This window comes from Lacihabitans sp. LS3-19, from assembly GCF_024343575.1.
Lineage (GTDB): Bacteria > Bacteroidota > Bacteroidia > Cytophagales > Spirosomataceae > Leadbetterella.
The window spans coordinates 49,029-73,204 of the sequence record NZ_RJUA01000112.1 but is presented as its reverse complement, the minus strand read 5'-3'; the positions used below and the strand labels follow the sequence as shown (position 1 = coordinate 73,204).

At 35.1% G+C, this 24,176-nt stretch carries 21 protein-coding genes; 11 read left to right on the top strand and 10 right to left on the bottom strand.

The window, feature by feature from the left end; translation table 11 throughout:
- Window positions 1–55 precede the first annotated feature (55 nt).
- Window positions 56–1,402 (bottom strand): adenylosuccinate lyase, encoded by a 1,347-nt coding sequence (gene purB / locus EGI22_RS16340; RefSeq protein WP_255069490.1) that lies wholly within the window; start codon window positions 1,400–1,402, stop codon window positions 56–58.
- Window positions 1,403–1,470: 68 nt separating this feature from the next.
- Here purB and EGI22_RS16335 point away from each other — a divergent pair, with 68 nt between their 5' ends.
- The 3 genes from EGI22_RS16335 (at window position 1,471) to EGI22_RS16325 (ending at window position 4,810) form a co-directional block, all read left to right on the top strand.
- Complete coding sequence (locus tag EGI22_RS16335; RefSeq protein ID WP_255069489.1) at window positions 1,471–2,169, top strand: MIP/aquaporin family protein; 699 nt, start codon at window positions 1,471–1,473, stop codon at window positions 2,167–2,169.
- 27 nt (window positions 2,170–2,196) lie between these two features.
- Window positions 2,197–2,781, top strand: a complete 585-nt coding sequence (locus EGI22_RS16330; protein ID WP_255069488.1) for a DUF1080 domain-containing protein — start codon at window positions 2,197–2,199, stop codon at window positions 2,779–2,781.
- A 106-nt stretch (window positions 2,782–2,887) separates the two neighbouring features.
- Window positions 2,888–4,810 carry an acetoacetate--CoA ligase gene (locus EGI22_RS16325; RefSeq protein WP_255069487.1) on the top strand — a complete coding sequence of 641 codons (1,923 nt, stop codon included), beginning with the start codon at window positions 2,888–2,890 and terminating at the stop codon, window positions 4,808–4,810.
- A 1-nt stretch (window position 4,811) separates the two neighbouring features.
- Here EGI22_RS16325 and EGI22_RS16320 read toward each other — a convergent pair whose 3' ends face one another.
- The 5 genes from EGI22_RS16320 to EGI22_RS16300 all read right to left on the bottom strand — a co-directional run bounded on the left by EGI22_RS16320 (window position 4,812) and on the right by EGI22_RS16300 (window position 8,076).
- Window positions 4,812–5,012: a helix-turn-helix transcriptional regulator gene (locus EGI22_RS16320; protein WP_255069486.1), complete on the bottom strand. Its 201-nt coding sequence runs from the start codon at window positions 5,010–5,012 to the stop codon at window positions 4,812–4,814.
- A 19-nt stretch (window positions 5,013–5,031) separates the two neighbouring features.
- Window positions 5,032–5,526 (bottom strand): hypothetical protein, encoded by a 495-nt coding sequence (locus EGI22_RS16315; RefSeq protein WP_255069485.1) that lies wholly within the window; start codon window positions 5,524–5,526, stop codon window positions 5,032–5,034.
- Between the two features lie 253 nt (window positions 5,527–5,779).
- Window positions 5,780–6,274, bottom strand: a complete 495-nt coding sequence (locus EGI22_RS16310) for a DinB family protein (protein WP_255069484.1) — start codon at window positions 6,272–6,274, stop codon at window positions 5,780–5,782.
- A gap of 394 nt (window positions 6,275–6,668) precedes the next feature.
- Window positions 6,669–7,139 (bottom strand): YdeI family protein, encoded by a 471-nt coding sequence (locus EGI22_RS16305; protein WP_255069483.1) that lies wholly within the window; start codon window positions 7,137–7,139, stop codon window positions 6,669–6,671.
- Window positions 7,120–8,076: a YafY family protein gene (locus EGI22_RS16300; RefSeq protein WP_255069482.1), complete on the bottom strand. Its 957-nt coding sequence runs from the start codon at window positions 8,074–8,076 to the stop codon at window positions 7,120–7,122. The genes EGI22_RS16305 and EGI22_RS16300 overlap by 20 nt, the downstream gene beginning before the upstream one ends.
- 229 nt (window positions 8,077–8,305) lie before the next feature.
- Here EGI22_RS16300 and EGI22_RS16295 point away from each other — a divergent pair, with 229 nt between their 5' ends.
- The 6 genes from EGI22_RS16295 (at window position 8,306) to EGI22_RS16270 (ending at window position 20,300) form a co-directional block, all read left to right on the top strand.
- Window positions 8,306–10,747, top strand: a complete 2,442-nt coding sequence (locus EGI22_RS16295) for a DUF5686 and carboxypeptidase regulatory-like domain-containing protein (protein ID WP_255069480.1) — start codon at window positions 8,306–8,308, stop codon at window positions 10,745–10,747.
- Window positions 10,748–10,843: 96 nt separating this feature from the next.
- Window positions 10,844–12,184 (top strand): xylose isomerase, encoded by a 1,341-nt coding sequence (xylA, locus tag EGI22_RS16290; protein WP_255069479.1) that lies wholly within the window; start codon window positions 10,844–10,846, stop codon window positions 12,182–12,184.
- Between the two features lie 130 nt (window positions 12,185–12,314).
- Window positions 12,315–12,596, top strand: coding sequence for a transcriptional regulator (locus EGI22_RS16285; protein ID WP_310588174.1), 282 nt, complete (start codon window positions 12,315–12,317; stop codon window positions 12,594–12,596).
- A gap of 308 nt (window positions 12,597–12,904) precedes the next feature.
- Window positions 12,905–17,632, top strand: a complete 4,728-nt coding sequence (locus EGI22_RS16280; protein ID WP_255069478.1) for a translocation/assembly module TamB domain-containing protein — start codon at window positions 12,905–12,907, stop codon at window positions 17,630–17,632.
- Window positions 17,629–19,932, top strand: coding sequence for a BamA/TamA family outer membrane protein (locus EGI22_RS16275; protein ID WP_255069477.1), 2,304 nt, complete (start codon window positions 17,629–17,631; stop codon window positions 19,930–19,932). The genes EGI22_RS16280 and EGI22_RS16275 overlap by 4 nt, the downstream gene beginning before the upstream one ends.
- Window positions 19,933–19,979: 47 nt before the next feature.
- Window positions 19,980–20,300: a hypothetical protein gene (locus EGI22_RS16270; protein WP_255069476.1), complete on the top strand. Its 321-nt coding sequence runs from the start codon at window positions 19,980–19,982 to the stop codon at window positions 20,298–20,300.
- A 10-nt stretch (window positions 20,301–20,310) separates the two neighbouring features.
- On the opposite strand, the gene EGI22_RS16265 is transcribed toward EGI22_RS16270, so the two are convergent.
- The 4 genes from EGI22_RS16265 to rsmG are packed head-to-tail and all read right to left on the bottom strand — an operon-like array spanning window position 20,311 to window position 22,364.
- Window positions 20,311–20,649 (bottom strand): hypothetical protein, encoded by a 339-nt coding sequence (locus EGI22_RS16265; RefSeq protein WP_255069475.1) that lies wholly within the window; start codon window positions 20,647–20,649, stop codon window positions 20,311–20,313.
- 13 nt (window positions 20,650–20,662) lie between these two features.
- Window positions 20,663–20,995, bottom strand: a complete 333-nt coding sequence (locus tag EGI22_RS16260; RefSeq protein ID WP_255069474.1) for a hypothetical protein — start codon at window positions 20,993–20,995, stop codon at window positions 20,663–20,665.
- A gap of 47 nt (window positions 20,996–21,042) precedes the next feature.
- Window positions 21,043–21,732, bottom strand: a complete 690-nt coding sequence (locus tag EGI22_RS16255) for a hypothetical protein (RefSeq protein ID WP_255069473.1) — start codon at window positions 21,730–21,732, stop codon at window positions 21,043–21,045.
- Window positions 21,733–21,734: 2 nt separating this feature from the next.
- Window positions 21,735–22,364, bottom strand: coding sequence for a 16S rRNA (guanine(527)-N(7))-methyltransferase RsmG (gene rsmG, locus EGI22_RS16250; protein WP_255069472.1), 630 nt, complete (start codon window positions 22,362–22,364; stop codon window positions 21,735–21,737).
- Between the two features lie 110 nt (window positions 22,365–22,474).
- Here rsmG and aroB point away from each other — a divergent pair, with 110 nt between their 5' ends.
- Together aroB and EGI22_RS16240 are read left to right on the top strand one after the other, a co-directional pair.
- The gene (gene aroB / locus EGI22_RS16245; RefSeq protein WP_255069471.1) at window positions 22,475–23,503 is read left to right on the top strand and encodes a 3-dehydroquinate synthase; all 1,029 of its coding nucleotides are present in this window, start codon (window positions 22,475–22,477) and stop codon (window positions 23,501–23,503) included.
- Between the two features lie 116 nt (window positions 23,504–23,619).
- Window positions 23,620–24,174 (top strand): DUF4136 domain-containing protein, encoded by a 555-nt coding sequence (locus EGI22_RS16240; RefSeq protein WP_255069470.1) that lies wholly within the window; start codon window positions 23,620–23,622, stop codon window positions 24,172–24,174.
- Window positions 24,175–24,176: the final 2 nt, after the last annotated feature.

The window sequence follows — 24,176 nt, the reverse complement described above, 5'->3', positions numbered from 1 at the left end:
AATTTAATAATTTATTGGCTTAGTTTTTTAATTTAATAGTTAATAGTCAAAACCTTCAATTTACCCCAACATAAGTAAATGGTGAAATTTGCTTTAATTCGTATTTGGTTTTTTCAGAAACATCCAATGTTTCTATGAATTCCTTGATGGCTTTTTCTGTGATTTTTTCATTTTTACGTGTTAAATCCTTCAAAGCCTCATAAGGTTTTGGAAAACCTTCTCTTCGTAAAATCGTCTGTATAGCTTCGGCCACCACAGCCCAGTTTTCGTCAAGATCAGCCTTTATCGCATTTTCGTTTAATTCCAATTTTCCTATTCCTTTCAGAAGTGATTTTAAGGCTATCAAAGTATGCGATAATGGAATACCCAAATTACGTAAAACAGTTGAATCTGTTAAATCTCTTTGCAACCTAGAGATGGGTAATTTTGCAGAAAAATGTTCAAAAAGTGCATTGGCTATTCCTAAGTTCCCTTCTGCATTTTCAAAATCTATCGGATTTACTTTATGTGGCATGGCAGATGAACCTATTTCGCCAGCTTTTATTTTTTGTTTGAAATAATTCATGGATACATATTGCCAAACGTCTTTCGAAAAGTCCATCAAAATCGTGTTGATTCTTTTCAGATTATCACAATATGCTCCCAAATTATCATAGTGTTCTATTTGGGTGGTTGTTTGGCTACGTGTAAGGCCGAGTATATCGTTCACGAATAAATTTCCAAAACCAACCCAATTTATTTGCGGATAGGCTGCATGGTGAGCATTAAAATTCCCAGTAGCTCCTCCGAATTTGGCAGAATAAGGTATGCTCGCTAAAAGCCCGATTTGATTTATCAATCTTTCTACAAAAACCTGCAATTCTTTTCCTAATCGAGTAGGAGAGGCAGGCTGTCCGTGAGTTTTTGCCAACATCGGAATATCTGCCCAATCGTCAGCCAAAGTTTTGATATTTTTAACTACATCAAGAAGTGCTGGATATAAAACCGCCTCGTGGGCTTCTTTAAGTGACAATGGAATTGAAGTATTATTAATATCCTGAGAAGTCAATCCAAAATGGATGAATTCAGACTGAGCACCGATTCCTAGATTGTCAAATTTGTCTTTGATAAAATATTCTACAGCCTTTACATCGTGGTTGGTTGTTTTTTCAATCTCTTTGATTGATAGAGCGTCAGCTTCAGTAAAGTTTTGATAGATAGCCCTTAAGCTTGGAAATAATGATTCGCTAAAGCCTTCCAGCTGGGGAAGTGGCATTTCGCACAAAGCAATGAAATACTCTATTTCGACCCTAACTCTGTACTTGATTAATCCAAATTCGGAAAAGTAATTGGCGAAGTCTTCAACTTGACGACGGTACCTTCCGTCGATGGGGGAAATAGCATTTAAAGAATTTAAAGACATAATTTGTTTATTAAGGTGCAAAATTACTAAATTGCTTTGAAAATCAACCTTAAAACTATTATTCATTTATGGAACCTTCTCCTTTTCTTGGCGAATTGCTCGGTACTTTTATTTTGATATTTTTGGGCGAAAGTGTCGTAGCCAACGTGCTTCTGAAAGGCACAAAGGGTAATGATTCTGGATTGATTGTTATCACAACTGCCTGGGGTTTAGCGGTTATGATGGGAGTTTTTGTGTCTCAAAAATTCGGTAGTCAAGATGCCCATCTCAATCCTGCACTTACCATTGCTTTTGCATTAAAATCAGGAAATTGGTCTAATGTTCTACCTTTTATAACGGCTCAAATGATCGGAGCATTCCTAGGTGCACTATGCACTTGGTTGTTTTATTATCCACATTGGTCGGTCACAGAAGATAAAGGTGCCAAATTAGCAGTATTTTCAACTGGCCCAGCCATTCGCCATACTCCATCAAATCTTTTTGCTGAGTTTGCAGGTGCTTTTGTTTTGTTTGTAGGCGTTTCCTCTATCTATGCTTCGGATGGTTCAGGTTTATCGCCATATTTGGTCGGTATGCTGGTTTGGGTTATTGGCAATGCACTTGGCGGTACAACTGGCTACGCAATTAATCCTGCCAGAGACTTAGCACCTCGTATTGCTCATGCTATATTGCCCATTGCGGGAAAAGGTTCGAGTGATTGGTCTTACGCTTGGATACCTGTTGTTGGGCCTGTTTTAGGAGCAATTGCTGGTACTTTCTTATTCTGATTTTTTAAATATTCAACCATAATAAACATGAAAAAAGTAGGTTTTCTTTTCCTTTTAATTTTTGTTTTACAGCAAAGTAATGCTCAGAAATTAAAAAAGATTTTTAATAACAAAAACCTTGAGGGATGGGTAGTTCCGCAGCCAAATAATGACAACTGGGTGGTAAAAGACAAAATGCTGCTGGTTACAAGCAGTGCCGAAAAAAAAGGTAGTATTCTATGGACAGAAAAGTCTTATAAAGATTTTGTGGTGGAGGTTGAGTATAAAGATGTAAGTGGAGTTGTTGACTCAGGAATATTTTTGAGGGGAGAAAATGACCAAGTGCAAATCGGTATTTCGGGTTCATTAAAAAGAGATTTGACTGCTTCGCCATATATTCCTGGATTGAGATACCCTGTGGAGGCCAAAGTGGATGGAATTTTAAAACCAGGTGAATGGAATACTTTAAAAGTAAAAGTGGTTGGGAAAACTTATACGGCTTGGTTAAATGGAAAGGAAGTAATGACTTATACTTCTGAAAAAATTCCTGCTACAGGGCCTGTTGGTATTCAACTGCACCCAGGCAATGTAATGAGTATTCAATACAAAAAAATTAAACTTGCAGAAATTTGATCGAATTCTTCTTTTTGTAAAAATATAGAATTTAAACACCAGTTTTTTAGCTGGTGTTTTTTAGTTTTGAAGATATTGTTTATATATGTACTTTATTATATGATGTATGCAAAAACCTCTTTGGATCCCAAGTCAAGAATTTATTAATAAGTCGGAAATGAAACGTTTTGAAAATTTCGTTTCAGAAAAATATGCCCAAAGTTTCAATTCTTATCATGATTTTTGGCTCTGGTCTATTGATAATCTTTCTGATTTTTGGGAAGCAATTTTTCAGTTTTTTCAAGTCATTAATCACAGTTCGTATTCTCAGGTTTTAGCCTTGCCTCAAGAAGGGTTTTTTAAAGCCAAATGGTTTGTCGGTGCAGAAATAAGTTATACTGAGCATATTTTTCGAAATGAAAATGCAGATAGGCCCGCAATCGTGTTTCAGGCTGAGAGCCAGTTGTTAAGAGAAGTTTCTTGGCTAGAATTAAAGATCCAAGTGCTGGCTATTCAGAAATTTTTAATAGAAAATGGTATAACTAAAGGTGATAGAGTGGTTGGCTATTTAACAAATTCTCCTGAAACTATCGCCATTTTCTTGGCAGTGAATTCATTGGGTGCCATTTGGTCTTGCTGTTCGCCAGACTTTGGTACTGAGAGTATTATTGATCGGTTTTCACAGGTTTCGCCAAAAGTTCTTTTTGCGAATGATGTCTATCAATACAATGGAAAGACTTTTGATAAATCAAAAGCTATAGACGAAATAAGTGCAGGTATAAATTCATTGGAAGATGTCGTCATTGTCGATTCTTTGCGATGGAAATCCTTGTTGGCAATTCCTTTAGATATTGAAGAGTTGCAGTTTATTTCTGTTGCCTTTAACGATCCTATTTGGGTTTTGTATTCGTCTGGTACAACAGGCAAGCCCAAAGCTATTACACACAGTACAGGTGGAATACTTTTGGAGCATTTTAAGGCTTTGGCTTTGCACCAAAACGTAATAGTAGGAGATCGCTTTTTTTGGTACTCTACCACTGGCTGGATGATGTGGAATTATGCTATTTCATCGCTTTTGTGTGGAGCTACGCTTTGTCTTTATGAAGGTTCCCCAGCTTTTCCTAATGAAACCGCCCTTTGGGATTTTTCGGAGAAAGTTGGAGTAGATCATTTCGGCGGAGGAGCAGCCTATTATATTCATTCTATGAAATCTGGGCTTAATTTAAGAGCTAAATCCTTAAATTTCAAAACCATAGGTTCCACTGGTTCGCCTTTGCCTATTGAGGCTTTTTATTGGTTAAATGGACAATTTCCCAATGCCCAAATAGTATCCTTGTCGGGAGGAACTGATGTTTGTAGTGCGTTTGTGGCTGGTTGTCCATACTTGCCAGTAAATGCTGGAGAAATCCAATGTCGAACCCTAGGTTCGGCGGTTTTTGCCTATAATGACCTTGGTGAAGTAGTAACAGATGAGGTTGGTGAGTTGGTTATTAAAAAACCAATGCCTTCAATGCCCGTATTTTTTTGGAACGATAATCAAACAGATCAGAAATATTTTGAAAGCTATTTTAACAATTTCAAAAATCTTTGGAGTCATGGAGATTGGATAAAAATAGGCAAGAATGATGGTGTAACAATCTTCGGTAGATCTGACGCTACGCTAAATAGGGGTGGAGTTCGTATTGGAACTGCAGAGATTTATCAGGTTTTGGATGGAATTGAGGAAATAAAAGATAGTTTGGTGATATGTTTAGATAAAGAGGATGGTACTGCCGAAATGCCATTGTTTGTGCAGTTTACAGAAGGTTTTTCGTTGACGGAGGAGTTTGTCAAGAAAATCAAAACCGAACTTCGCACGCAGTTTAGTCCAAGGCATGTTCCTGATAGAATTTATGCTGTTCCTGAGATTCCTTATACACTTTCGGGGAAAAAAATGGAGATTCCTGTAAAACGCTTGATGATGGGTTATGAGCTTGAAAAAGCCGTAACTTTAGATGCGATGAGAAATCCTGAATCTATAAAATGGTGGTTGGAGTTTAGAGAAAAGTAACTTAATCTTCATCCTCCAATTCAAATATTTCTTCTACTGGTTTCTGAAAAAGACGCCCAATTTTCAAAGCCAAAACCGTAGACGGAACATACTTGTTGCTTTCCATGGCGTTGATGGTCTGCCTACTTACCCCTATTTTCTCTGCCAAATCTGCCTGTGTAATATCTAAAATTGCCCTTTCTATTCTTATTCTATTCTTCATATCTTAGATTTTATTGGTTTTAAAAATTGGTGTTTTCAAACCTTGGTTTTAGAAACAAAATAAAGAAGAATCTAAAAATAAAGAAAACCAATGGCGTAAACATATTAAAAATTAGGACATTGAAATAGGCCATATCATGAACAAATATCGTTGCTAAAATCAAAAGACCGAAGTTAAAATATATTGCCCATTGTAGCGATTCGAGTCTAACTTTTGAGACAAATTCGTCTTCTACCTTTAATTTTGAAAAAGCTATAAAAATTAAGCCTATTATACTTCCAATTGTTGCTATTTCATCTGTTAGATTTAATTGAGTCGTTTCACGAATCAAGTTTCCTTTAAGGGCTTCTTTTATAAAAGTATCTGAGAAATAATATTTGAAAGGCAATTCTATGGTTAAAAAATCAAAACTTAAATCCTTGAAAATCACAAAAAGCCCGAGTATGATAGACGGAATAGCTATGACTAAGCCAATAAAAAAGTACCGATGAGGAAATAAAAATCTTGATTTCATTTCTGTAAATTTTATTAATTGTAAAGAATAATTTACCAAATGTAAAATAAACTTTACTAAATATCAAAATATTTTTACTTATTTTTTTTAGATATACTTTTATTTTTTTGTTTAAAACCTCCGAAACAAAATTTGAAATCAAAAAAACACGCCTAATTTTCGGATTATAATCAAAAAAACAGGCCTAAAATTTAGATTAAGTTCTAAACTTTAGGCCAATTTTGGAATTTCACAAAACGAAAAGGGGATTTTACTACATTTCATCTGCACTTGGGCCATAAGGACCAGGTACGGGTATGTCCAATAATCTAAGGTAAACTTGTAATTGAGCACGGTGATGAGCATTTTGTCCCATAGCATGGCGGAAGGTCTCCCATTTTTCTAAAGTCAACCAAACTTGGTCTCCAGAACACATTTCCCATTTGTCTTGTAAAATGTCATCTGTTGATTCGTCCAAAGCGATGCGAACTTCAACAATGCTTTCTTCAAGTCTGGCTAACAAGTCCTGGGTGTTGTTGCATTCTTTGCTTGGGTATGGAGAATTGGCAAAATCCCATTTGTCATGTTTTAGCCCCATAACTATCATCAACGGCAATTCCGCTAAATGTGTAGCCAAGGTTTTGATATCCATACTTTTTGGATGCGGTCTCCAGTCGAATTTGTCGTTTGGAACTATTTCTAACATTCTACGCGTTTGAATAGCCTCTGCTTCAAACTCCTTTTTGAAAGCTTCAATAAATGTGATCATGATTTGATTTTAACGATTAACGATTGATTTGATTTATGATTTTAGATTGACGATTTTGACCATTTACAATTGGTTTGATTTTCAATAGTACAAATTAAGTTTTAGGTAATGACAACCCTATGTCAGCAGTGTTGAGAATTTTTAATTTTGGTTGAAATAAGTGGGATTCAAATTCAAATTCAAGTTCAAGTTCAAAATCAAGTCCAAAATCAAGTTCAAGTTTAAAAACAAATTCAATAAATCAAAAGCGGATTTCTGTCTTCAATAAAATGAAATATATTGTGCTTATGGAAAGTGCTTTTTGTGTGTAATAAACCTGTTAATTGGCAGTCTAAAAACTCTCAAAAACACCAAAAAATTCAAAACTCAAAACTCAAGACTCAAAACTCACAACTCAAATATCATACATCCGTTTCCCCTCAAGTAGCCTATCAATCATTTTGTTAATTCTATTGACCTTTGTGTCTATGTTTTTGGCTTCTGCTACCCAATCGATATAGTATTTTTTGTTACTTTCTGTCATTTTTTCAAAAAAAGCTAAGGCTTCAGGAAAATCTTCCAAGCATTCGAGGATTTCTTCAGGTACTATTAAGTGGCTTTCATCCAGATATAAACAAATGTCTACGGTATCGCCTTCTTTAATATTTTGTTTTTTGCGGAGTTCGGCTTTTAAAGGAAGCATAAAGAGGCCGTTTTTCATCGATGCTATCTTGTATTGTTCTATTTCAGCACCGTTTACTTTGCCTTTTACTTTTACCCAAGGCGAATTTGGCTTTGCGTCGCAGGCTATTACCACATAAGTCCAGCCGCCTTTTCCAGGGTATTTCTGGACTTTTACTTTTTTGTTAAATATTGGTTTTTCCATTGATTCGGCATTTAACTTCTTCTAGTTTTTCCAAAACCAGATGTTTTAAGTATTCGGGTTCTATAATATCAGCATCGTGTCCCAAAAGCATAAACCAATGGGCAAAACCAGAAAGCGAAGCGGAAAGAAATGACATTTCGACTTGTTCGCCAAGATCTTTTTGGTCTATAAAACCCATGTAAAAGTGTTGATTGCCAAGGTATTTGTAGCCGGATTTTTCAATTCTTATTACTACTTTGGTTAAGGCTTTTTCTTCAGCCGTAGTTTTCAGAAAAGACTCCAAACTCGGATGTTTAGTTGTGAATTTATCTTTGCATATTTCTATCTCATTGATTTTGTCAAACCTAAAAACTCTGTAGTCATTCCGCAGTCTGCACCAAGCTATCAAATACCAATAGGCATTTTGGCTATAAATGCCCACAGGTTCTATCGCCCTTTCATTTTCCTCAAATGAACTTGAATTGAAATATTTTATTCTAATGACCTTTTTGTGTAAAATACTTTGTAGGATTTCAGGTACGTTTAGTGTAGAATTATCGGGTAAATATTGACTTTCTTTGAATGAAATATAATCTTTGGCCTCATCCAAAAGCTCTTTTTCTTGATGATTTAATACCGCTTTTATTTTAAAAAGCCCAGAAGCGTAGTTGTTCAGTGTTTTTGGATCAGATAGTTTTGAAAGTATTTTTTCTGCCGTAAAAAAAGCCAAGGCTTCGTCAGCAGTAAATTGAATTGGCGGAAGGCGATACTCTTTCATTAGTGAATACCCAATTCCTGCTTCGCTTAAGATAGGAACTCCTGCCAATTCCAAAGTTCTAATGTCTCTATAAACCGTTCGCAAACTTATCTCAAACCGCTCAGCTATTTCCTGTGCTTTTACAATCCTCTTTGATTGCAGCTGTATCAATATTGCAGTTAATCGATCTAAACGGTTCATAGTTTTGGTTTCTAAGTCTTTTTGTTTGAAAAACTATTCGACTTTAGGTGAAATTCGAAATTAAAACAAAAAGAATTGACTTTAATTTAAATGAAGAAATTAATAATATATTTAGCATTCTAGAGGTCGAAATTTCGAATTGAAAAGGCTTGTTTAATTTAGAATCTAAGCTTTTGCCTAAAATATAGTTTGCATTTTATCGTTTTACAACTCAAACTATTACACCCTATTGATTAAATTTTTCCTCAAGAATTGTCTAACATTTCTACTACTTTATGGTGGTTTTTCTGCACATTCTCAAAACTATTTCAGTTTAAAAGGTTTTGTTTATACTGAGCAAAATGAGCCTTTAGTCGGTGCTACTATTCGTGTGGTTAATTTAAATCTGGGTACAAGTACAGACGCTGAAGGTAAGTACGAAATGCGAATTGCTGAGGGATTGAATAGGATATCTGTAAGTTATACGGCCTATCAAACAGAGATATTTGAAGTTGTTTTGGATGCAGATAAAACTCAGAATATCTTGATGAAAGTTGATCAAAAATTGCTTGACGAATTGGTGGTCAAAGTCAAGAAAAGAGATTTTTCTTATGATGTTATCAAAAATGTCATTGCCAATAAACAGGCTATGTTGACACAATATGAAAACTACGAAAGTGATGTTTATATTTTGAGCACAGAGCGAACAAATTCTAAGGTAAAATTATCCAAAAAAGAAGATGAGCCTGATGCGAAAGTTTCCTATAAAGATACCCTTAAAATTAACCTTTTTGAGGCAAAATTAAAAAGAAACGAAGACCAAAGGGGACATCAAAAAGAAGTGAAATCTGCTGTGAAAATAGTTGGCGACCAATCGTCTTTGTTTTATAAGTCTATTACAGACGGAGAATATAATCTTTACAAAAACACAGAAAAGATTAAGAAAATAGGCGATAATGCTATCCTTTCACCATTCAGCGACTTGGCCATTTTAAGTTATAAGTTTGAGTTGCTATCTTTTTTTTATGATGGAGCAGATAAAATTTATAAAATTAAAGTCAGTCCGAAGAAGCTCGGAAACGCACTTTATGAAGGTGAAGTAGAAATAATTGACGGTATTTGGGTTGTGCGAAGTTGCAATTTAAGCTTAACCAAAAAAGCACTTCTGCTTTATGATTCTTTTAGATTTGAACAAAAACATGAAAAAATAGCTGATAGATGGATGCCCACCGAAACTAAATATTTCTGGACCTTAAAAGAAGGAAAAAGTAAAAAAGAAGGTAAAGCTGAGGTAATTCAATCCAATTTTTTGTTTGATCAAATTTTGCCAAAACGTTTTTTTGGTCTGGAAGTGGGGCTGACTGAGGAGGAGGCTTATAAAAAAGATAGTACATTTTGGGAAGCCATAAGACCCAAACCATTGGATACTCTTGAGCAGGCGGCTGTTGTGAATAATGAAAAAATGCTGCTGCTAAAGACGTCAAAAGTTTATCTTGACTCTATAGATAAAATTTATAATAAGCTAACTTTTCCTAAGCTCGTGTTTCTTGGGTGGGGACACATAAATAGATATGCAAAAAAGGATTGGTTTTTTAATCCAATTATTAGTGTAGCTAACCCATTCTCATTTGGTGGTTGGAGAATAAACTATGGTTTGTTTTATAAAAAAGTATACGAAAATCGAAAATCAATCCAACTTTCGCCAAATCTTAATTTCGGATTGCTGAATAAGGATCTTCGGGGCAATGTTTTTGCTAATTTTTATTACAATCCTAAAAGAGTTTCGAGCGTAAGTCTGCGTTTGGCTTCGAGTTTTAATGCAATTAACAATACAGCAACCATTCGAGATATTGCCAGGCGGTCTAATTTCTACGAATCCAAAATTATAGCATTTAGCCATAGAACCGAGCTTTTCAATGGGTTTTATTTGAATTCTTTCGGACAAATTGAAGATAGAAATGACCTTTCAGATTTTAAATTTGGGCCTCTGGGCGACAAACTTTTTAATGGCAATAAGCCTGAGGTTTTTCCAGAAAGTAGAATATATAAAACGGGGATTGGTTTTACTTATACGCCAAAACAGCTGTTTTTAAGAGAGCCGAACGAAAAAAAAATATTGGGATCGAAGTTTCCCACTTTCGGCATGAACATAGAAAAAGCCTGGCCAAACAAAAACGCGAGTAGCTTTACTTATTTGTCTGCCCAAATTTACCAAAGTGTTGGTTTAGGTATATTTGGCGTATCAGAATATAGAATAAATGCGGGTAAATTTCTAGATACTACCCGCTTGGCTATTATGGATTACAAATACCAAAGAGGTGGAGATTCTTATTTTTTCTCGCCTGCCATGAGTACTTTTCAGCTTATTCCACAAACTTTTGCCACTTTCGACTGGTTCTTTGAGTCGCATTACCAGCATCAGTTTAATGGATTTTTTACATCTAAAATACCTTTATTAAACAAAACAAAAATAAGAGAAGTAGCTGGTGCGGGTTTCTTGTATGTTCCCGAACGTAAATACCAGTATTCGGAACTGTATTTTGGATTTAATAGAGTGTTTAATATTGCCAGATTCTATTTTCGCGTGGGCGGATATTATGTCGTAGGTCAATCTAACGATTTTGGCCTTAGAAATATGTTCAAATTCAGCTTTGAACCTTACAATAGAAACAATAATTCATGGAGTTTTTAAATTTTCTCTAAAAATATTTTGAATAAATTATTTTTAATTGTAAGTTTGACACTTAATAAGAAATAGTTCAAAAAAAACTTCAAAAAATAACAATCAATGAGTAAGTTGAATATTACGCTAGGAGAGAAGGAATATTTTCCATTCATAAAAGAAGCCATTAAGTTTGAAGGACGTGAGTCTGACAATCCTTTGGCGTTCAAATTTTATGATGCTGACCGTGTGGTGGCTGGCAAAACTATGAAAGAGCACCTTCGTTTTGCTATTTCATATTGGCATACATTCTGCGGTACTGGCGGTGATCCTTTTGGCCCAGGAACGAAAGTATTCCCATGGGATGCCAACGCCAATGCTCTTCAGGCTGCTCATGACAAAATGGACGCCGCTTTTGAATTTTTCACGAAATTAGGAACAGAATTCTGGTGTTTTCACGATGTGGATATGTCGCCAGAAGGGTCTTCTTTGGCTGAATATGAAAGCAATCTATCTAAAATAGTAGACTACGCAAAAGCAAAACAAACAGCATCTGGAGCTCAATTGCTTTGGGGAACGGCGAACTTGTTCTCAAATCCACGTTATATGAACGGTGCCTCAACTAACCCAAACTTTGAGGTTGTTGCTCACGCTGGATTGCAGGTTAAAAACTGTATTGACGCCACTATTGCTTTGGGTGGTATGGGTTATACATTTTGGGGAGGAAGAGAAGGTTATATGTCGCTTTTGAATACCAAAACCAAGAAAGAATTAGATCACATGGGTCAGTTTTTGAGAACCGCTCGTGACTATGCTCGCAAAAACGGATTTACAGGTACATTCTATATCGAGCCAAAGCCAGCAGAGCCGTCTAAACACCAATATGATTTTGATGCTCAGACAGTTATCGGGTTTTTGCATGCTCAAGGTTTGGAGAAAGACTTCGGCTTGAACCTTGAAGTAAATCACGCTACTTTGGCAGGCCATACGTTTGCTCATGAGCTTCAAATGGCTGCAGATGCTGGTATGTTGTCTTCTATAGATGCCAACCGTGGCGATTACCAAAATGGTTGGGATACTGACCAATTTCCTATAGACGTTTTTGAATTAACTGAAGCGATGTTAATTATATTGGAAAACGGCGGATTCAAAACCGGTGGTATCAATTTTGATGCTAAAACTCGTAGAAACTCTACAGATTTAGAGGATATTTTCATTGCTCACATAGGGGGAATGGACGTTTTTGCTCGTGCTTTGTTAGTAGCAAATGATATCCTTACAAAATCAAAATACAATGCTATCAGAGACCAAAGATATGCTTCGTTTAACTCAGGCAACGGTGCCAGATATGAGAAAGGCGAGCTTACGCTTGAAGACTTGGCTAAAATAGCCAAAGAAGTTGGTGAGCCAGCACAAATCAGCGGAAAGCAAGAGTTAATGGAAATGATAATCAATCAATATATCTAAGATTTTTTAATTGTTTATTCAGCTTAGAAGGCGGCCTAAGTAAATTTTTACTGGCCGCTTTTTTTTATGAGAGATGAAAGGTTTATATTGTTTTGAATTAGTTTGGGGTGATAATAAAAATGTATAAATTATGGAAATTATAACAACAATCAAAACAGAAGAACAATATAGAGCGGCATTAAAAAGGATTGATTCACTAATTGATGCTGAGCCTAAAACACCGGAATTTGACCTTTTAGAGGTTTTATCAATTTTGGTAGATGATTATGAAAATAAACATTATGCTATCGAACCACTTGACCCAATCGAAGCCATAAAATATGAGATGGAAGAGAAAGGATTAAAACAAAAAGATCTCATCCAATATTTTGGGAGTAAAGAGATGGTGTCGCAGGTATTAAAAGACCCTTAACACTTAGAATGATTAAAAGCCTTTATAAAAACTTTGGCATGTCAGCTGAAGCATTGTAGGCTAGTTGAAACGGATATTTTTTCTTTTGGTATTATCTATTTATAAGTAATTTCTCCAAAACTTTGGTTACTACCTTTCTACAATAACAAATCATTTTTTCCAGTTTATAAAAAAATAGGCTATTTGGAACGAAAATACGTTAGATAACAAGGACTAAGGCTTATTTTTGTTTAGGAATTTGAAATCCATATATGACCCGGACGGTTTTAAAACGTATTTTTAAAATTTTCGCAATAATTCTCCTCTTATTGTTAGTCATTTCTGTGGGTTTAGTTTTGTATTTAAATTCAAAGCCTGGCCAGAAAAAATTAAGTGATTTTGTTTTAACTACCCTTTCGGATCAATTAAAAACTGAGGTGGCTGGCAGTATTTCCTATGGATTTCCTGACTGGGTTTTGATAGAAAATCTACTTTTAAAAGATCAAAAAAAAGACACGCTGCTTGCTGCTAAAAGCTTGAAGCTAGATATGGACATGTGGGCTTTGTTAAATAATAAGCTTACAGTCAATAACTTGAAAGTCGAGAACGCTGACATAAATGTTTATTATCAAGAAAAAGCCTTCAATTACCAGTTTGCAATTGATGCATTTTCGAGTCCATCAGCACCAAAGGATACGACTTCTACGCCTTTATCTTTTCAGTTGGATAATATGGATCTGAAATCCATAAACTTAAAATATGCAGATAAACGAGTAGGGCACGCTATTCAGGCGAAAATTGGCAAATTTAATTCGGGCTTTAAAACGTTCAATCCTTCAGAAGACCTCTACGATTTTAAGAAACTGGATTTAGCAGATATTTCAATTTTTGGAAAAATCGGCAAAGGCTCGACAGATACATCAGAGACTAACAGTGTTTTGCCAAGTGTAAAATTCAATGATCTGGATATCAGTAATTTGAATTGGGATTTGAATTTTGACGGAAATCAAACTTCTGGGGAAAATATTGATTTGAAACTTACTATGGAGGATTTGAACTTGCCCAAAGGGGAGTTTTATTTGCAAAATATCCAAACAAAGGCCAAAAATTTTACTTACCAAAAAGCCAATTCCGCTAAAACACCAGAGCATCAAATCAATTTTGAAAATATTGGTATTAATGACTTGGTGCTTAATGCCAAAGATATAAAATACGCAGATGGCGGATTTTCAATGATCCTGCAAAATTTGCAAGCCAAAGAACAGTCAGGCTTTGAAATAAAGAAAATTTATACCCTCGCAACTTTCAAAGACAATAGACTGGAGCTTTCGGAACTCAACATCAAAACGAATAATTCTGAGATAATGTCAAAGCTTGCCGTTGAGGTAAATTCGAAAGATTTGGGAAAAAGCACTTACGATTTCAATCTTACTTCTGGCAATTTTTCACCTTCAGACGCCTTGTTTTTTGACGCTAGTTTAAAACAAAATGAATATTTTAAAAACTTGGCAAATAAGCCTCTGAAGCTTAGTGGAAGATTCCAAGGAGACGCTGATAAAGTGATTATTGAAAACATGAATTTGGTGGCATTGCAAAATTCAAACTTGCAAGTTTCGGGTTCTGTTAAGCGTTTTTCTGAGCCAATTTTTGATTTAAATATTCAGAAATTAAGTTCGAGCAAAAAAGAAATTTTGAGTATAGTACCTGCTGAGCAATTTCCTGAAGCCATAAACATTCCTGAGAATTTTATAGCCAGTGGAACAATCAAAGGCTCTTTGGCGGATTTTGATACACAGTTGAATCTCAGTTCGGAGCAAGGCAAAGCTTCTTTGGTAAGTAATATTAAAAACTTAAACAGCAACTTTGCTTATTCTGGAAAGCTTAACGTTCTAGGGTACGATTTGGGTGTTTTGATTAAAAACCTAAGTATCGGAAAAGTGAGTTCGGCCCTTAGTTTTAATGGCTCAAGCACAGATTTGAAATCCATGAAGATGAGCCTTAATGGAACAGTTTCGGAGGCGTATTATGAAGGTAAAAAGTATGAAAATATTAGTTTTGATGGAAACCTAAAAAATCAAATATTTGACACAAAACTTGCAATTGACGACCCTTCCGCTAAATTAAGTTGGGAAGGAAAAATTGATTTATCAAAAGAGAATTTGCAAATAGATGGCGACTCGAAAATTAATTTTGTAAATCTGAAAAGTTTAGGACTATCAACAGAGGACATTACCATTAAAGGCGACATTGCTCTTAATAATTTTGTCCTTGACCCAAAATCGCCAGTCATAGATTTTGAGGGGAAAAACGTTGAATTTACTATAGATGGTAATAATTACCCAATCGGAGAATTAAAAGTAAAAACGAGCACACAGGCAGAAATAAAGAAAGTTCAAGTAAATTCTGACTTTCTAAATGCATCTATTGAAGGCAAGTTTGATTATGACCAACTACAGAATATTTTACTTGCAGAGATTAATAATTACTTCAAGCTATTGGATTATAAACCAGTGATTCAAAAGGAAAGTTATTCGTTTAAATTAAATGGAAATATTTCCTATGACTCAGTATTTACAGCTTTTTTGCCAGCAATAAAATCCTTTGAAAATATCAATATAGATGCCAGTTTGCAAAGTGCAGGAGACATCCCGATTTCTGGAAATATAAATGTACCTTTTCTACAATACGATTCTATAAAAGTCTACAATACCACCTTGAGTTATAATGGCAATCGACAAGTGTTTACGTATGATTTAAAGAGCGATAGAGTTTCTAATCCGAGTTTTAGATTGCGAAATGCTAGTCTAGACGGTAAACTAGAAAACAATGTGGGAAGTTTTAATCTCGCCGTAAAAGACTCACTTGATAAAACCATTCATGCATTGGCTGGTTTTGTGCAAAGCGTTGATAATCAGTTACAAATATCATTTAACGATGACGGCACCATGCTATATTATGAGCCTTGGTCTGGTAATCCTTACGGAAGTATAACCTATTCGAATAAAGGCATACTAATAAATGACGTGATATTTACATCTAAAAGTCAGATACTTAGAGTAAATAGTTTAGACGAAACGCCCAATGGTCCGCTGAGTGTTTTTTCAAAAAATATAGATTTGAATTTTTTATCTCAGGCCTTCCTTCAGGATTCAAGTTTTGTGGCAGGGTTTGCAGATTTGGACTTGGAAGTGTTGAATTATATGTCAGATGCTCCGGCTTTTACAGGTGATTTTCTGATACGTGATTTTGAATTTAACCAAGTCAAATTAGGAAAGCTTGATGGAAAAGCTCAAAGCAATTCATTGGACGACATTAAAATAAATGCAAGCCTTATAGGAGCAAGTACAGATGTTTCGCTTGTTGGTGTTTTTTATCCTAAAAAAGAAGAAGCCCTTGACTTTAAGGCCAAAATCAAAAAGATAGACCTTTTGGTGGCCCAATCTTATGTCAAAGATATTCTTGCAGACTTAAAAGGAAATCTTTCAGGCGATTTTGACATAACTGGTTCCTCTTCTAGTCCAATAATTAGCGGCGAAGCGATTTTTCAAAAGTTTGACTTTAAATTGGTTGAAACAGGAGCAAAGCTAATTCTTGACAACCAAAAGTTGATTTTTAGAGATCAGAAAGTCATCTTAAATAAGACAGAAATAAAAGATGAAAATGGCAAAGTGATGCTTGTAGATGGCAAGGTGGATTTGAAGAATTTGCCTAATTATAGTTATGATTTTAAGATAAATTCGGAAGATTTCAAATTGGTAAATGCAAAGAAAGGACAAAATGAGCTCTTTTATGGAGAAGGATATTTTGGAGCTGATTTAAGTCTGAAAGGAGAAAATCTAGAATTTAAACTTACAGGAGATGTTTTTGTAAAAGACAATTCGGATCTTACACTTTTGCTGCCAGACGATGCCAGTGCAGCGAATGAAATGGCAAATGTGGTGAAATTTGTGAATATTAATAAATCCGAAACTAAAAAAGAAAGTGAAAGCTCTAATGCATTATCGTTTGCAAATGCCGTAAATATCAATGTAGATGTACCAGAAAAGGCGACTTTAAAAATCCTCATGGATGCTGTGACTGGCGACTTGATGACTGTAAATGGAAAAGGCAAACTAAATGTTGGTTTTGACAATAAAGGCGATCTTTTTATGATAGGTCAATACGATATTGAAAGCGGAAGCTACGAGCTGACCTACCAGACCATCAAAAGACTGTTTAAAATCAATTCTTCAAGCGAAAGTCATATTGTTTGGTCTGGTGATCCAATGGAAGCTGAACTTGATATTACGGCCGAATATAATATAGGAAAAAAGGCCATTTCAACTTATCCTTTTGATAATAAAACAATATTAGATAAATATAAGGAAATTAAACTCAACGTCCCATTAAGAGTGGATTTAAGAGTGACAGAAGTGCTTTCTGCTCCAATTGTAAAATTTGAATTGGTTTTAAAAGAGTCTGATATTGGACAATATAAAGATGATTATGCAAGCGAAGGATTTAAGATAATTGGTGAAAATGGAAAGAAAATTGAAAATGATGTAGCTTATAAAAAATATCAAGACAAGATAAATTCGAATGCCATTATGGTGCTGGTTGGTGGTGGTTTTAATTCCAGCGAAATTGTAGGCAATATTACCAATTATGAAAACTTAGCTCGCCAAAAGGTAAGTGACCTGATTAGCTCTCAATTAGACAAATATGCTTCAGGAATTATCAAAGGTATTGACCTTAATTTGGGCTTGGAGTCTAACAGTATAAACGATACCCGAAATACAAATTTGAATTTCGGTGTAAGTAAAAAACTTGCCAATGACAGACTCTCAATATCTGTCGGAAAAAACTTTGAACTCGAAAACAAAGACTTGAAATCAGATGAGATATTTGACAATATTCAGGCCAATTGGCTGATAACCAAAGACGGACGATATAGATTAAAGGTATTTAGAAAAAACTTAAACCAGATGGTAATAGAAGGCTCTGTGATAGAAACTGGTCTTGGATTTATTATTGCGATAGACTACGACACCTGGAAGGAATTGATGAAAAAGAAATGAAGTTTATAAAATACATATTGTTTTTAATTGGTTTTGCAGGAGTGCTTTCTTCTTGTAAAGTTGCGAGCAAATTGCCTGCAGGAGAAAAACTGTATAACGGTGCTACAATAAATATCATAAAAAATGATAGTTTAAAATCGGAGAATTTAGTAGAATTGAAAACTACGCTTTTAGACTTAACTCGACCTTTACCCAATACCAAACTTTTTGGATATCCCTATAAAGTTGGCTTTCATTATTTTATAGGAAATCCTAAATCTGACAAAGGTATTAGGGCTTGGTTTAAAAAGAAATTAGCGGAAGATCCGATTTTTATTAATCCAATTTTGGTTGAAAAAAACGCTTTGAATTTAGAAAACGTACTGAAATCAAAAGGGTATTTTAATGCAAAAGTAGTTGGTGGATTAAACTCCAAAAAGTCTTTAGCTTTGGCTGAATATACCGCTACGCTTAACCGTAGATTTGCTATCGATACTGTGATTTTGGTAAAAGGTGAAGGTCAATTTGAAGAAGATTTTGAGATTGCGGCCAAGGGTTTTGAGCCTGGAGAGTATTTTGATTTGACTCAAATAAAGCAAGAACGCTTGAAAATTGACAAAGAACTGAGAAACAAAGGCTATTTTTATTTTAAACCAGAATATGTAGGTATAGAGGCAGATACAACGATAAAGCCACAAAAGGTGATTTTGAAAATTGGCTCAAAAGAAGATATTTTGCCCATAGCCAAACGTCAGTATCAAATCAATGACATATTTGTAAACATTGACTCCAAGACCGAAATTGTAACAAATGCCAACGAAAATTCCCTTGATTTTTTTAGAGGTTTAATATTAGATGATCCGCAAAAAAAATACAAAGAAGATATTTTTTCAGATGCAATAGCCTTTCGTCCTGGTACTTTCTTTAATAGCGAACTCCAAACAATCACCAATAATCGTTTGGTCGGATTGTCAAATTTTAAGTTTATCAAAAGCTATTATGAAGTCGTAAACAGATTAGATTCTACGCTTATAGATGTGTATTATAATCTCCAAACCAACAAAAAGAAGTCTGTAAGAATTGAAGCCAATGCTATTTCAAGGTCAAGCGGGTTAGCCGGATCTCAACTTAGCCTTAATTGGCAGAATATCAATACTTTTAGAGGTGGGGAATTTTTTAAGATTTCGGCAAGTGGTAACTTTGAGGTGCAAGTTGGAGGCAACAAAAGCAGCGAGTATCGAGACAACTATCGTTTGGGGGTAGACGCTTCTTTAAACATTCCACGGTTTTTTGCTCCATTTATCAAAATAGACCCTGAGGTTAGCAAAGTATTACCTAAAACCCAAATAAAGGCTGGCTATGAAAGTTTTATTAAAACAGGCCTTTACAATCTAAATTCTGCTCGTGCTTCACTAAATTATGCTTGGACCCGAGGCCGAGGAATAGAACATTCACTTAAACCCATCGGTGTAAATTTGGTAAAATCCAGCAATATCAGTACGGTTTTTATAGATGAAATATTCGCCGATCCGCGTCTATTAGTAATCCTGGAAAACCAGTTTATAGCTGGTGGTGCTTATGAAATTACCGTAAGTCAAAAGCAGGTCAAAAAGAGTAATTTTGCTTACCGTGGGAGTTTTGATTTTGCTGGAAATCTTTTTGGACTGGCCGATAAAATCCGTAATAATCCAGAGAAAACTGGGCGATTTTTTGGAGAATATTATTCACAATATATAAGGCTTGAGAATGATTTTAGGTACAAATACGACTTTAATCCCAAACTTACTTGGGCAAACAGGAGCATAGTGGGCATTGGTGTACCTTACGGAAATTCTCTCCAATTGCCGTTTGTAAGCCAGTTTTTTGTGGGTGGCAACAACTCGCTACGTGCTTTTAGGGCGAGAGGTGTTGGGCCAGGTACTTATGCAAGAACAGGCTCGTTGGCAGAGCAGTTTTTGGGAAACAATACAGGCGACATAAAACTTGAATTGAATACTGAGCTAAGGTACAAAGTCAGTAATTTTATAGGAACTGCGGTATTTGTAGATGCTGGTAACGTCTGGATGTACAAAGACGAATACATCTACGGAAGCGGGGCATTGTTTAGCAAAAACTTTTATAAAGAATTGGCCGTAGGTACAGGTATTGGCCTTCGTTTAGATTTTTCTTTTATTATTTTCAGGATAGATTTGGCCACCCCAGTTGTTAAACCTTGGCTAGAAACTGGTCAAAAATGGGTATTGAAAGACATTAAACCTTTCAACAAAACTTGGAGACAAGATAACATGATCTGGAATTTTGCGGTGGGATTGCCGTTTTAAAATATTTCAAAATTTCTATCGTTCTATTACCAAACTATATACACATTATGAAATTAATTTTTACTTCCTTAATTTTTTTATTTTTTGGAAATTACGCTTTTGGTCAGAAAATACAATACTCTGGAAAACAGGTATACAGAATTCCAAATAATACTTATCCTCATAAAACAATAAAGAAATCTGAAGAGCATCAGATGGATGTAAAATCGCCAATGAATGCTACTGGAAAAAAGACCTCAAAAGATTTGATAAAAGAAGGAAAAATTTCTTACAATATGCCGATTGTTGATTTTGGAGGCTATGAAAGCTTTATGCCTATTGCCAAGCCAGATTCTGCTATAGTTTATACGATTTTAAATAAACCTTGAAGACTTTTGATTACATATCTTTAAACTCTACCAAAAATTTTGTGAATTGATCATCAGTAAGTACACCTTTCATTTCTGATTGATACTTTTCTTTTGTGCTTGGTAATTTACTTGTATCGTTGGTTTCTCTAAGCCTTTTTACCACTTTTTTGTTCACAACATTTATCATCAAAACCTTCTCTTCTTGAGCAGCATCCAGGTTCAAAACAGACTTCATTTTTGAAGTTAAAACCTTTGCTTCGGCTTCGGGGCTTGTGGTAGCGATGGCTTGTGTGCCTTGACTTGGTGTTGTACCTGGTACACATGCCCAAAGGCTTAATAATAAGAATACTGCAATGCTATTTTTCATGATATTTTGTATTTTATAAATTACCGAAATTTTCTAAAAACTTGCTAAATTGACTTGAGTCTAGGACTTGCTTTACCTCATTTTTATATTTTTCTTTTGTGGTCGCTATTTCTTGCGTTTGATTGTTGTCTCTGAGTTTTTTAAGAATAGCAAAATTAACCACATTTATCACCAATATTTTCTCTTCTTGCGTGTTGTCTAAATTCAAAACCGCTTTCATTTCGTTTGTAACTCTTCTAGCTTCCATTTCAGTACTAGATTTTACGCTACTCGTTGTTGAAGTAGGTGCTGTAACACAAGCTTGTGCTAAAAAGAGAAGGATAATGATAAAAAATTGCAGTTTCATATTTGTGTTTTTCTATTTGATAGCAATGTAGGCTAAAATTTTGTTATTCAAGTGTTAATGTCACTTCTTAATGCTACAGGTCTTCCGATTTCGTCAAATAGTTGATTTGTTAGTCTACCAATATTTATTGTTTCAGATTGAGATAAATCCAAATGCTGGATAACCTGAATTACTTCATCTGCTCTAACTCTTCTAAAAATTGGTCGCATAGTTCCGCCATAAGCTCCAGGTTCAGCGAGTGGATTCCATTGATATTCAGCATCCACAATAGTACCTCTTGGTGCCATTATAGGAGGCATTCCCGTAAATCTATAGTCTAATTGCTCAGGATGTGGCAAGCCCAACGCATGCCCAAACTCATGAGCGGCAGTTGTACTATCGCCCAGTTGGTCAGTGATAAGCCAATGGCCAGAGTTATCTCCCAAACCAAAGCCCATCATGGAGCGTTCGGCTATGTTTTTTTCTTCTATACGTATAAAATTATTCTCGAAGTTGTTATTTGTCAGTACTTTATTAAGAATGTCTTCCTGACTTAAGCATTCAAAATCAACCTCAACCAAAACCTCATATCCCAGTTCATTTAGCATTATTTTTGTTTTGGGTTCATTCCACATTCTGTTTATTTCATCCACTATTCTTTGCCCAAGTTCATCCGAAGCGAAAGTCCCGTATAGCAACAAATGTGCCTTGATAGTAATCGAAGTTTTTTCGTGTGAAATATTAATAGTTGCAGCCATATTTAAAAAGGAAGATAAACTACTTTTTTGGTTTCAAAAAACTCTTCTTCGAAGTAATTCGGAAGATCGTAGATGGTATATTTCCTTTTTGCCTCTGCCAGTTCTTCTGTTAAATCTCCCCCTTTCAAATATAAAATGCCATTGTCTAATGCATTGAAATGATTTCGTTTGAATTTATGCTTTATCCATTCTACGAAAGGCTCCATCCTTGTCACCGCTCTGCTGATTACAAAATCATACTTTCCTTCTATATTTTCGGCTCTTTGGTGTTCGGCTTTTACATTTGTTAGGCCAAGTCCAGCCGCTACTTCATTTACTACTTTTATTTTTTTGCCTATCGAATCCACCAAATGAAAGTTGACTTCAGGAAACAAAATAGCCAATGGAATGCCAGGAAACCCGCCTCCAGTTCCAACATCCAAAATTTCAGTTCCAGCCACAAAAGCACAGACTTTGGCAATTCCGAGAGAATGAAGTACGTGTTTTTCATACAAATGCTCCATATCTTTTCTAGATATCACATTGATCTGGGCGTTCCACAATTCATAAAGTTCTCTAAGTTTGCCAAAATGCTCCTTTTGAGTTTCTGTTAAGCTAGAGAAGTATTTTAAGATGAGTTCTATGTTGTCCACAAAATTACTTTTTTTACAAAGGTAATTTTTTTGAATTTAGTGACATTAATTTAGCCTTTTTATTTGATTCATTTTTACCCTAATTTTGTATTTCAATAATAATTTCAAAAATGTCAGTAGTCATAAGCCCAATTGCGGATAGTCTTTCACAGTTTTTTGCTCAAAATACATATTCAAAAGTGATGGTTTTGGTAGATAATAATACTAAAAAACATTGCTATCCTTTGGTAAAAAGCAGTTTGCCTGCTCACAAGCTTATAGTTATAAAAAGTGGTGAACAACATAAAACATTAGATACCTGTCAGCAGATTTGGGAAGAAATGACAATGAATAGTTTGGACAGACACGCACTTATAGTCAATCTAGGTGGTGGTGTAATTGGTGATATGGGCGGTTTTTGTGCAGCAACCTACAAGCGAGGAATCGATTTTATTCAGATCCCCACTACGCTTCTTTCGCAAGTTGACGCCAGCGTTGGTGGAAAATTAGGGGTTGATTTTCAGGGATATAAAAATCATATTGGAGTTTTTACTTTGCCCAAAACGGTTTTTATTGATGAACAATTTTTGAAAACGCTACCAGCAAATGAGCTTCGTTCTGGTTTTGCTGAAATCATAAAACACTGTCTCATCAGAGATAAAGCTAAATGGAACGAGATTAAAGTAAAAGATTTAGAAAATCAAGATTTGGCGGATTTGATAAGTCATTCGGTAGAGATAAAGAAACAAATAGTGGCCGAAGATCCAACTGAAAAAGGTTTAAGAAAAATATTAAATTTTGGACATACCATTGGTCATGCGATAGAAACTTTTTATTTGGATAAAGGTAAACAAAGACTTTTGCATGGTGAGGCCATAGCAGCTGGAATGATAGCTGAGGCTTATATTTCGTTTACCAAAAAAATGATTAGTGAAGCTACGCTGCTTGAAATCGAAGAATTTATTTTTGCTGTATATGGCAATGTGTATATAGATGAATTAGATTTTGTGAAAATTGTAAACCTTACCCTCCAAGATAAAAAAAATAAAGGCAATTTGGTGAGAGCCTCATTATTAGATGGAATAGGCACTTGTCAATACGATATAAGCATCACAAAAGGCGAAATGATAAAGGCTTTGAATTATTATTGCGGATTTTAAAACCTTTTTTTGGTTTATTAGTTTGATTCTTGAAAAACTTTTGCTAAAATTCGTAAAAATAAGCAACTGAAAGCTAAAGTTTTACGTAGTTATTGGAATCTAAAAAAAATAACCAAATGAAAAGAATCTTTATTTTCTCCTTCCTTGCGATTTTTGGCCTAGTTGGCTGCAACTCCATGAAACTTTTGGTAGATAACGACTATAGTTATGATACCGATTTTACAGTTTATAAAAGCTACAATTTTTTAAATTGTGAAATAGATACTTCCAACATTTGCTCCGAGATTCAAGATGCCATCAGAAGGCAAATGAAAGCCAGAGGATATAAAATAACCGACGAAAATCCTGGGCTTTTGGTTAGTTATAGTATTATCAAAGACAGGGTAGGATATAAAGGATATTTCCAACCTTCTATGGAGCGATGGGTGAACCGCTATGAAAGCGACGAAACCTACAAAGTTCAAACTTTCAACTTCGGCGGGGGGATGATTTTGGTGTCGCTTCTAGATGCCGAGAGCAGCCGTTTGATTTGGAGAGGATATGCCTCTGGGGTGTTTAATAAACAAGTAAACAAGCCCGTAAACTACTACAGGTCAGTGGTTAGAAGTATTTTTGACCAATACCCACTTTTTGCCGCTGGAGAAAAACCTAGGAAGATTACCGAAATGTAATC